Genomic DNA, 9,747 nt, shown 5'->3' with positions numbered 1-9,747 from the left:
TGACACCAGTGACACCAGTGACACCAGTGACACCAGTGACACCAGTGACACCAGTGACACCAGTAATACCAGTAACACCAGTGACACCAGTGACACCAGTAACACCAGTAATAACTAAACTTCCTGATACGGGAATTAATTATATCGGAGCAGTTGAAGATACTGGTAAAGTATTAGGTCTTATAAGCTTGCTTGGATTAGGTTTAGGCTTATTATTAAGAAAAAAAAGATAATATTTTGAAATAAGTAGAAAAATGATTTAAGTAATATGAGATTAATTTTAAATGTAAGGTATGAAGTATTCATATCTTACATTTTTTTAAAAAAAGTTAAATATAGAGGTTAGGAGAGTACAAATGAAAAAAAAAATATTGACTTTACTGTTGGTGGGGAGTATTACAACAATAGCTTCTACGCAAGTCTTAGCAGATAGCAATGAACAAGTGAAGGATAATATTGTTTCTGTCGGCGAACAATCAAAAGTAAATAATTTAATTACATATACTACAGGTACAAATAATCTTTCGGAGATAAGCAGTGAAAAAGGAATAATATTTGATAAACCTAAGGCTACTGATAGAGGGATATTATTAAAAATGGATAATACTATAATTCAAACTCAATATGGTAAAATGAAGATAGTAAATGAAGGGGAGAATAATGGTTACAAGGTAATAAATATCAGTAATCCTAAAGCTCCTATTTTAAAAGTTGGGATTGTAAATAATATTTATGAAGTTGGTAATCAAGTTGATTTAAAAGCTTTGGTGGCACCGGTTTTATATAATAGCAGTGGAGAAAAGATAAAGGGGGATATAATATTTCCGAATGTGGATACATCTAAGGAATCTTATAATGAAACATATATTAAGGCAAGTGATGGAGCTGGAAACATTACAATTGCACCATTTATTTATAATGTAGTGAGATTTAAGGCAACTATAAATGTTTCAAGGGATTTTAATGTGCAAGATTTATCTGTTAAAGATATCTTAAGTGGTGGTGAAGGTAACTTAAGGGCATATATCGCTCACTACGATAAAAATTCTAATAAGATAATTGTTGGTGTGAGCAGAGGTGTAGCATCTATAAGAAAAGAAATACCTATAATATTTGGTGAAAAGAATAATATTAATCAGGTATCTAGCATTAAAAAAAATAATCCTAAAAAAGAAAATTCTGTACAAAAGAAGGGTGAGAATACTGACTATAGTGTGTCGGTATTTATGCAAATATTTATTAGTCCAATTACATATTTTGTGATTGGTGCATTATTAATTGCATTGATATCTTTTTTATTTTTATAAGTAAAGGAGTAGAGTTTTTTGAAAAAAAGAAAAAAAAGAAAAAAATTAGCTATTGTTTTAATAGCTTTAGTTATTATTATATTAGGAAGTATTTACGGTTATGTAAAATGGACATATAGTACATATATGAATATGGATTTAAGTTTTGCAACTCCGCAAGGAAGTATAGCTACAACAGATAGCTTTATAGCTCCGATTGAGAAGGTTGGAGACTTAAAGACTTATTATGATAAAGCTCATAATATAAATAATGGTGTAATTGGATGGATTGCAATTCCAGGGACTAATATAAATTATCCTGTTAATTTTGGTAAGGGTGATAACTATTATTTAGATCATAATTGGAAAGGTGACTCTTACTGGAATGGTTCAGTATTTTTATCAGAACATAATAAAGGTGGTTTTGGAGCTGTCTCTTTAATTAATGGACATAATATGTTAAATGGAATTATGTTTTCACAGTTACAAACTTTTGCTAATAAAAATGCTTTTGAAAATCAAGTTATTTATGTTTATAATGGCCAAACTAAGCAATTAGAAAAATTTAAAGCTATAATTGCTATGTATTCTGTACCGACGGTAGCTATGACATTAGGAAATTTAAGTAAGGAAGAAAAAATTAAGGAGGTTGATTCACTTATGAAAGATTCAATATATGGTAAACAAGAGTATAGCGGAAATAATTTAATGATACTTAATACTTGTTTATCAAATGGATCAGGAAAACATTTTTTAGTTGTTGCTGAAAGGGTAAATTAAGATATAGATAAAGAAAAATTTATAACAATAAATTAGTATTGAATTGTAAGTGTTCGTATGATATTAAAAATCTTGAAAAAGAAAACTTCCGTGGAATTATAAAATTCTAGGGAAGTTTTTTTATAAAGCTAAGAGGATTAGAATTAGCAGATGAAGAATAGCAGTATGTAGAAAATAAAGGTGTTATTATAAATAATTATGCTATAAAGCTTATGGAAGCTGAGAATAAGAAATTACAAGAAATTATATTATATTTAAATTATTTTTTTAAATAGGAGTTTATAAAAATTTAAAGATACAATATATGTAATAAAATTATTTGAAAAATGATGAAGGATTAGAAGGAAATAGTAAAAAATAAGAATTATTCCCTTAAAATTACAAAAAAACTTGTGAAATGAGATTACCTTAGAAATTTTAGAATAAGTAGATTTATATAAAAATTTATTAAAATTCATAAAACAAAAAAATGTCGAAAAATATCAATTAGTTTTTGTATATAAATAACTTTTAAGGTGATAGAATATAAATTGTAATAATTGTTAAAGTATTTTAGTTAAGACAGGGGTAGTTTTCAGCTAAGGTAATGAGTAGTGGGATAATTTGAGAGAGATAAATAAGTAGTAGTCATGCCAAGGGGTTGGTATGGCTATTTTTTTATTTATAATTAAATATTCGGAAATATAAAAATATTAATACTGACAATAGTATAAAAATTTGAGAATAGAAAAGTTTAAATAAAAAAAGACGAATGAAATTATAATAAAATTAAATAAAAAACGATTAATTTTGTGAAAAGTATTGAAATTTTGCGAAAAATGTATTAAGATTTAAAAGTAATATTCGTTAGATATTAACACATAAGATAAATTTTATATTAATTTAATATAATATGGAGGGATTTTTTTAATGCAATTTTTTAAGCAATTATCACCTTTTCAAAAAGGATTTTTAGTATTTTTCATAGTAGCCTCATTTGTATCATTCTTTATTCCATTAATAATGGGACAAGAGTCATTTATAGGATTGTTCGGTTTCTTTAGTATAATAGGACTTATATCAGCTATTTCAGGGGTACTAGCATCTATCTTCCAAGTTAGAGCAAAAGCTGCATATTATTTATGGTTCTTATTAAATACAGTAACATATGCAATTATTTGTCTACATGAAAATTTATATGGACAGTTCATACAAAACTTTATTATTTTACTTCCTTTAGAGGTAGCAGGTTTTATAGCTTGGAAAAAGCATATTGAAAATTCTAAGGAAAAGAAGCTTATAGTTAGAAGATTTACAAAGATGAATTGGGTTGTATCAATTATACTTGCTATTATAGCTTGGGGAGTATATGCAGTTTTCCTTAAGTATTTACCTAATATATTTAGTTCATTATTTGGCATGCAAATAGCAGCAGATCCACAATTTAAACTTGATGCATTAACATCAGTTATGACTATATTTGCAGTTTATATAACATCTAAAAGATTTATTGAGCAATGGTATTTTTGGCTTGTTGCAAATGCAGGAATTATAATATTTATAAAAAGTATTATTGAGAGTGGAGTATTCTCTATGTCAGATTTATCTGGTGCAATAGTTCTAGGTCAGTATGGAGTAATTTCTCTTTATGGATTATATTCTTGGATAAAAATGTACAAAAAACAAAAAGAACAAGAAAATGTACATGCTACATCAATTGAAAGAGCATAGTAATTAAATAGATATAAAAGGCATCTTCAAGTTTGTGAGGGTGTCTTTTTAGTTAGAAATATTTATGCCTTTGATAGTATTCTATAAAAAACACTTTACGTATTCTTAATAATTGTTCTTATATTGCTAAAGTAAATTTAAAGTTCTAGTCACAAAAAATCAAATTACCTTTTATTTTTATATGGTTTAATAGATATATAGTGTTTTAGTTCAGAAAAAATATTTTAGCAATAAGGAGTAATTGTATATGAGGTATATCGAGGGGGACATAAGCTTAGAACTTGCAAATATCTTAGATAAGAAGCTAGGTAAGTTATTAGGTTTGATTTTTGAATTCAATAGTGAAATTATAGGTGAAATAACTTGTGAGTTTCCAAGTATAGTGACAGTGAGCAAAGAATTAAATGAAAGTTTAATTGAAAAAATAGAATTGTATAGCGAAATGTTTGTAGGACTTAAAATTAGTGAAGAGTTTTCTTTAGCGATAGATAGAAATCTTAGTGGTGAATTTAATAATGAGGTTAGTGCACTTATAGCTATTAGTTATAAGTTAGCTAAGGGGATAGAAAATTCGAGTTTAGATGAGTTGGAAAATAGCATATCAGAGTTTGAAGATATTTGTAAGGAATATAACGAAGAAATTATTTTAGTTGGGGATTATGATTCTATATAAGTTATAAGGATAGTACTTTAAAATTGGGGCTAGATTTTATATATTAATGAAGGGTATAAAGGAAATAGTTATGAAGATTAAAGTTTTAATGGTTATTATGGGTGCGGTTTTGTTTTCAGGGTGTGCAGGTGGTGAAAATACTTCGATAGAAGATTTTAAGGATAAGTTTACTAGTGAAAATTATTATCTTGCAAGTAAGGTATATAAGGAGAATATAAAAGATTCTAATTTTAAGAAGTTTGCAAATACATTTATAGAAAATGATATAAATGGTAAGAGTGGATACTTAAATAGTTTAAATTTTACAGAAATTGAAAAAGATTTAAATGGAATATCAACTTTTTATAATAGTGATAATTTAGTATTAGCTAGAGGTAAAGTTGGTGAACTAAAAAATAGTGGTGTAAATGAAAGACAGGAATTAGTGGAAACTAATAATTCTTTAAAGGAAACTAATAGGATTTTAGAGGAAGAACTAAGTAAAGTTATTGATGAAAAAACTAAGCTAGAAGCAGATATAATTGTACAAGCTAAGGAAAAAGATGAAAATTCTATAGAAAATCAAGAGGGATAATATAGAATTTAGTGTATACATAATAAAGGACAAGCTTGCTGAGAGCTTGTCTTTAAATTTAATGATGTAAAAATGCAGAGGATGCAAACTGATTTAGTAAATTATAAGATTCCATTTGAGTAAGTCTAATTGACATTCGCTTTTTAGCAAGCTCATTTTCAAGTGGGTTTGAGTACATTTGTCCTTCTAGATTAACCATTTGTTTTTTATAGTTAAGCCATATTTTATCATACTCATAAGGTGTTTCAGATTGTTTACTTACATTACTTAGTTCTTGATAAACATCATTTAATGTATCATTCCAAGCACCTAAAACATTATTATATGCGGTTGTCATAGATATTTTACTTTGTTTAGCTGCATTTATATAATTATTAGAAATTTGAGTTGTTTCTAAAAATTCATTTTTATATTGATTAATAAGGTCTAATTGTTGTGGAGTGTAGTCAGGTATATGTCCATTATCAGCTAAGAATATATTTGAATTAGATGAGGCATATTCATCAGTGAATTGTGGATTTTCTCCATTATCGATTATATAGTTATAGAGCAAGAAATTTGCAGCTCTACCAGACATATAAAGTCTCTGAGTTGCAGATTCAAGGTATTGCATACTACCACCACTATGTGCATTTTGAGTTTCTTTAACTTCGTTCTTTATAAATTCTTTGCTAATTTTAATTTGTTCATTAAAGATTTTAAGTTGCTTTTCACCAAGGTTATTTTGAATATTTAAAAGTATTTTATCTATCTGTGCATTCCAGAGGTTAGCAGAGGTTATATTACCATCAACCATAGAATTTATGTTACCTTTATCATTTACTGACGTTTTAAGTATTTGAGTTATTCTATTTTCTATGTTTTTAAATTCTAATATGTAGATATTACTTGAAGGTTTTAGGTTAGCTGTTTTGGCAATATTTATATTTTGGGATGCTATGATTGGATTTATTGGATTTTTTGTAGTATTAGAAGTTTGGGTAGTGGTTGTATTTATTTTAGAGCTAGTAGTAGTGGTTGGGATAGTTTTAATTAAAGAATTAGTATTATTGCTTTTATTTACTGGGGTGATAATTTGGTTATTAGCTAAGGTTGTATGTGATATATATCTATAGTTTATAGCATAGTAAGATATGCCACTAATTAGTATTGTAGCAATGACTGATATTCCGACGATTCCAGTTCTTTTCATTAGTATTCTCCTGTTGTGTAGTATAAGTTTTAATTCAGTCTAATTTTACTCTAAGGGGAAATTTTAAAAGTTACAAAAAAGTCTTGAAAATACTAAAGTTTTTTGAAGAAAAACCGACAATAAATTAATATAACTATTTTAAGGCATAAATTAATTATATTAATTAGTTTAAGACATCAAGGGGGATAATATGAAAAAATATTTAATAGTAGGGCTAGTTTTAGCTACTATGTTTACAACAGTTGCATGTGGAAGCAAGGCAGTAGAAGAAGTTAAAGAAGTATCAAAGGTAATGGAAGAGGCAAAGATAGCAGTGGCCTCAGAAGAGTATGAAAAGGCTAGAAATTTATTTAAATTAGCTAGTGATGAGGTAAGTGGAGAGGAAAAAAATTTAGCTACTTCAAGTTATAAGCTTTTAGAAAGTTTTATTTTTGCAGAAAAAGCAGTTGAAGATGGAGATCTTGAGGAAGCAAAGCTACAGCTTAAAAAAATAGAGAGTAATACTACATATGAGAATTTAGTTGAAGATATAAAGGCATTGAAAGTTCAAATAGAAGAAAGAGAAAGTTTAGATTCTAAGATAGAAGAAAAGTTACAGATAGTAAGTAATTTTTTAGAAGAAAAAAAATTAGAGGAAGCTAAAAAGACATTTGCTGAAATTAATTTAGAGGGTTTATCAGATGAAGCTAATAAAAAGTATGCAGATATGAGTTTAGAGATTAAGGCATTAGAAGAAAAAGTCGAGGCTACTAAAAAAGCAGAGGCTGATAAAGAAAAAGTTGAAGATGAAAAAAAAGAAAATAGAGATAAGTTATTTAATGGAACGAGTAAAATTTATATAGATTATGAAGATTCAGCATCAATTGATAGTTTTGAAAGTTTTATGTTTAGAAAATTAGAAACAGGAGAATTAGAAGTATCAGTAGGAAGTGAAAAAGCATGTCCTAGTGGAACTTTAAGAAAAATAGCCGATACATCATGGACCGGTTCTTTATATGATTCAGCATTTGGTATGGATGCATTTTATGATGTTGTGACAACTGAGAATGCTATTAAAATCATTCAATCTAGTGATCAAAATGTAAGAACAATAATACTATATTTAAAGAGTCAAACATATGAAACAACTAATACAAATTCAGAGATTACGGAAAAAGGAAGTTTCACTTTAAAATAAATAGAGAATTAAATATTTTAGAAGCCTTTGACCTTAGCATATATATGCTAAGGTCAAAAGCTTTTTCTATAAATGTTTAGTTTGGAAAGTTTTGGGACATAATCAGGAGAGAGTTCATAGATTTAGAGTGAGGGGGAACTGTCGAGTGATAATGATAAGTCAAAATGGATTTGCACTAACAATTGTTGGGGTATATTTAATATTAAAAGTTTTAAGGTTAGCTAATTTTCTGGAATTTAGAGTAATAAATAAGGTTAGAAAATCATTTAAAGGATTAATACTTGGTGAGAGTGCAAAATTTGATGTGAAGTCAGGGGAGTACAATTATTTTAATAAAAAGCAAAATAATGATTTGTATAGTAGAGAGGGTACTAAAGCTTTAAAACATAATTATTTATTTAATGAAATAATATTTACATCTTTTATAATTTATCTTATATTTTTGATTTCAAAAATATATTTTCCTATAAGTTTTTCTATAGGTGAGGAAGTTATTCATAGAATGCCCAATATATGGCTTAGACCATTATGGAGTTTAAGAGAGGTATATGAAGGTGGTGGAATATATGGTTTCATATATCAAATAGGTGGAAATCTAATATTATTAGCACCGTTAGCATTTTATATGATGTATTTTAAAACAAAAAAATTTAAAAGGTTGAAAAGTGTACTTGCACTTTGTTTAAAAGTTACTATTTGTATAGAAACTTCACAGGTTTTATTGTCAGTATTAATTCCAAGTGTGCAAAGGTATTTTGAAATAAATGATATTATATGTAATACACTTGGTGGTGTAATAGGATTTGGGCTATATAAACTATTTGATTATTTGCTTGAAAGGTATGAAGTTTATATAAAGAGAAAGCAAGAAATTATATAGATAAGTAAAAAAAAAAATTTTTTAAAAGGAATTTAGAAAAGAATATAGAACTTACTTATAGAGTGAGTAATGAGAGTTTATAAAAATAAAATAAAGTTTAGGGTGGATTTTATGAAAAAGAAGTTTGTTTTAGGATGTATGTTAGTTGCAGTGGTAGGTATGACGGGGTTAATGGGATGTGGCGGAGAAGAAGAGGTGAAAAAAGAGGTAGGAAAAGAGACTTTACAGGAAGCAGATAAAAAAGAAGGCGATGCTAAAGCTAAAAAAGGTGAAAATCCTGCAGGAGAGTTTAGTAAGGAAGCACAAGATAAAATAGTAGCAGAGGCACAAGTTATTTTAGATTCTTATAGTTATAAGAAAATTGCGGTAGCGGAGTTTATAACTACTAATGAGGATTATATTAAAGAACTTCAGAATAAAGATTTATGTCATATAACAGAGGTGGGGCAGGATAGTCCCTCAGAATTTTATTATGATTATAAATCAAAAGAGCTTTATCATATAAATCAAGGCTTTTGGTTTGTTGTGACAGATGATTATAGAAATGTAACTCCTGATATTGCAGGTATGAAAGAAATGGGTGATGAGGCTAGAGAAGCATTCAAAAGAGAGAAAAAATAAAAATAAAAAATAGTATAGAAAACCACAGTGATAAAGTAATTTTATTCTGTGGTTTTTTGATTTGAAATTTCAAAATAATTTCAAAGGTAATTTGGAATAATAAAGTATAAAGGAAAATAGATAAGTTGATATAAATGAAAGGTGGAAAAGAATATGAGTTATGGAAAAGATGATTTAAATGATCCTATGTATAGAGAGTATGTAGAAAGAATTACTGAGGAAGGTCAAATTGAAAGTATTCACAGAAGAGCTGTAGAAGATAGGATTTTTGAAGAAGAAGAAAATATTGAATTAAGAAATGAAGGGATTGTAGAAATAGAAGGATTTAATTCTATAAATAATGAAAATATGATAGATAGAGGCCTTGCAAGAGAGGGGATATTAGAAGCAAATAATCTTTATGATTTGGAAGCAGAGCAAGAATTAGAAGAGGATATGGATATAATGCAAGAAGATAGAGATTTAAGTTGGTAAAAAAAAATTTTATTAATAAAAGTAAAAATAAAAAAGTTTTTTTAAAAAGTTTTTTTATAGGCTTTTTTTTAAAGTAATACAAAATAAAGTTTAAGTTTTTATTATATTACTTTAAAAAGAGATAGAAATTAGACAAATTTTAATTGGTATACATAAAGCATACCAATTAAAAAGAGAGTTTAATCTAATATAAACTTTTAATAAAAAAAATGTAGTAAAAAGGGGGAAAAAACTATTTTAAAGTGAAGTGTATCGAATGGTATAATTTATTTGAAGAAAAAACTAAATAGGATTGAAAACCTTTATTTAGAACTAAAGATAAAAATTTCACCAATAATTTAAGGAAAACTTTAAAACGCTAAGTAGCAATTATGTGATTT

11 protein-coding genes are annotated in these 9,747 nt (G+C 27.1%); 10 read left to right on the top strand and 1 reads right to left on the bottom strand.

Features of this window, described 5'->3' with window-relative positions; all coding sequences use genetic code 11:
* The 6 genes from Q0V24_RS11120 to Q0V24_RS11095 form a co-directional block, all read left to right on the top strand.
* The coding region (locus tag Q0V24_RS11120; protein WP_297521463.1) for a hypothetical protein at nucleotides 1–233 on the top strand (233 nt) is incomplete at its 5' end.
* A 123-nt stretch (nucleotides 234–356) separates the two neighbouring features.
* Entirely contained in the window at nucleotides 357–1,307 is a 951-nt protein-coding gene (locus Q0V24_RS11115; RefSeq protein WP_297521461.1) for a hypothetical protein, read from the top strand.
* An 18-nt stretch (nucleotides 1,308–1,325) separates the two neighbouring features.
* Nucleotides 1,326–2,066 carry a class B sortase gene (locus Q0V24_RS11110; RefSeq protein WP_297521459.1) on the top strand — a complete coding sequence of 247 codons (741 nt, stop codon included), beginning with the start codon at nucleotides 1,326–1,328 and terminating at the stop codon, nucleotides 2,064–2,066.
* Between the two features lie 909 nt (nucleotides 2,067–2,975).
* Nucleotides 2,976–3,776, top strand: coding sequence for a nicotinamide riboside transporter PnuC (gene pnuC / locus Q0V24_RS11105; RefSeq protein WP_297521457.1), 801 nt, complete (start codon nucleotides 2,976–2,978; stop codon nucleotides 3,774–3,776).
* A gap of 247 nt (nucleotides 3,777–4,023) precedes the next feature.
* Nucleotides 4,024–4,449 (top strand): hypothetical protein, encoded by a 426-nt coding sequence (locus Q0V24_RS11100; RefSeq protein ID WP_297521455.1) that lies wholly within the window; start codon nucleotides 4,024–4,026, stop codon nucleotides 4,447–4,449.
* Nucleotides 4,450–4,495: 46 nt separating this feature from the next.
* The gene (locus tag Q0V24_RS11095; RefSeq protein ID WP_297521453.1) at nucleotides 4,496–5,023 is read left to right on the top strand and encodes a hypothetical protein; all 528 of its coding nucleotides are present in this window, start codon (nucleotides 4,496–4,498) and stop codon (nucleotides 5,021–5,023) included.
* 58 nt (nucleotides 5,024–5,081) lie between these two features.
* On the opposite strand, the gene Q0V24_RS11090 is transcribed toward Q0V24_RS11095, so the two are convergent.
* The gene (locus Q0V24_RS11090) at nucleotides 5,082–6,215 is read right to left on the bottom strand and encodes a hypothetical protein (protein ID WP_297521451.1); all 1,134 of its coding nucleotides are present in this window, start codon (nucleotides 6,213–6,215) and stop codon (nucleotides 5,082–5,084) included.
* A gap of 190 nt (nucleotides 6,216–6,405) precedes the next feature.
* Here Q0V24_RS11090 and Q0V24_RS11085 point away from each other — a divergent pair, with 190 nt between their 5' ends.
* The 4 genes from Q0V24_RS11085 to Q0V24_RS11070 all read left to right on the top strand — a co-directional run bounded on the left by Q0V24_RS11085 (nucleotide 6,406) and on the right by Q0V24_RS11070 (nucleotide 9,367).
* Nucleotides 6,406–7,392, top strand: coding sequence for a hypothetical protein (locus Q0V24_RS11085; protein ID WP_297521449.1), 987 nt, complete (start codon nucleotides 6,406–6,408; stop codon nucleotides 7,390–7,392).
* 151 nt (nucleotides 7,393–7,543) lie between these two features.
* Nucleotides 7,544–8,272, top strand: coding sequence for a VanZ family protein (locus tag Q0V24_RS11080; RefSeq protein WP_297521467.1), 729 nt, complete (start codon nucleotides 7,544–7,546; stop codon nucleotides 8,270–8,272).
* A gap of 111 nt (nucleotides 8,273–8,383) precedes the next feature.
* Nucleotides 8,384–8,893, top strand: a complete 510-nt coding sequence (locus tag Q0V24_RS11075; protein WP_297521447.1) for a hypothetical protein — start codon at nucleotides 8,384–8,386, stop codon at nucleotides 8,891–8,893.
* Between the two features lie 153 nt (nucleotides 8,894–9,046).
* Nucleotides 9,047–9,367 (top strand): hypothetical protein, encoded by a 321-nt coding sequence (locus Q0V24_RS11070; RefSeq protein ID WP_297521446.1) that lies wholly within the window; start codon nucleotides 9,047–9,049, stop codon nucleotides 9,365–9,367.
* Nucleotides 9,368–9,747: the final 380 nt, after the last annotated feature.

The sequence above is a fragment of the uncultured Clostridium sp. genome (assembly GCF_947039605.1).
Classification (GTDB): Bacteria; Bacillota; Clostridia; order Clostridiales; family Clostridiaceae; genus Sarcina.
This window is presented reverse-complemented; position numbering and strand designations above follow the sequence as displayed.

Bases quoted from the DNA above. Each gene is read 5' to 3' on its own strand.
- Q0V24_RS11115 (WP_297521461.1), top strand. From the start codon at position 357: ATGAAAAAAAAAATATTGACTTTACTGTTGGTGGGGAGTATTACAACA.
- pnuC (WP_297521457.1), top strand. From the start codon at position 2,976: ATGCAATTTTTTAAGCAATTATCACCTTTTCAAAAAGGATTTTTAGTA.
- Q0V24_RS11100 (WP_297521455.1), top strand. From the start codon at position 4,024: ATGAGGTATATCGAGGGGGACATAAGCTTAGAACTTGCAAATATCTTA.
- Q0V24_RS11095 (WP_297521453.1), top strand. From the start codon at position 4,496: ATGAAGGGTATAAAGGAAATAGTTATGAAGATTAAAGTTTTAATGGTT.
- Q0V24_RS11090 (WP_297521451.1), bottom strand. From the start codon at position 6,215: ATGAAAAGAACTGGAATCGTCGGAATATCAGTCATTGCTACAATACTA.
- Q0V24_RS11085 (WP_297521449.1), top strand. From the start codon at position 6,406: ATGAAAAAATATTTAATAGTAGGGCTAGTTTTAGCTACTATGTTTACA.
- Q0V24_RS11080 (WP_297521467.1), top strand. From the start codon at position 7,544: ATGATAAGTCAAAATGGATTTGCACTAACAATTGTTGGGGTATATTTA.
- Q0V24_RS11075 (WP_297521447.1), top strand. From the start codon at position 8,384: ATGAAAAAGAAGTTTGTTTTAGGATGTATGTTAGTTGCAGTGGTAGGT.
- Q0V24_RS11070 (WP_297521446.1), top strand. From the start codon at position 9,047: ATGAGTTATGGAAAAGATGATTTAAATGATCCTATGTATAGAGAGTAT.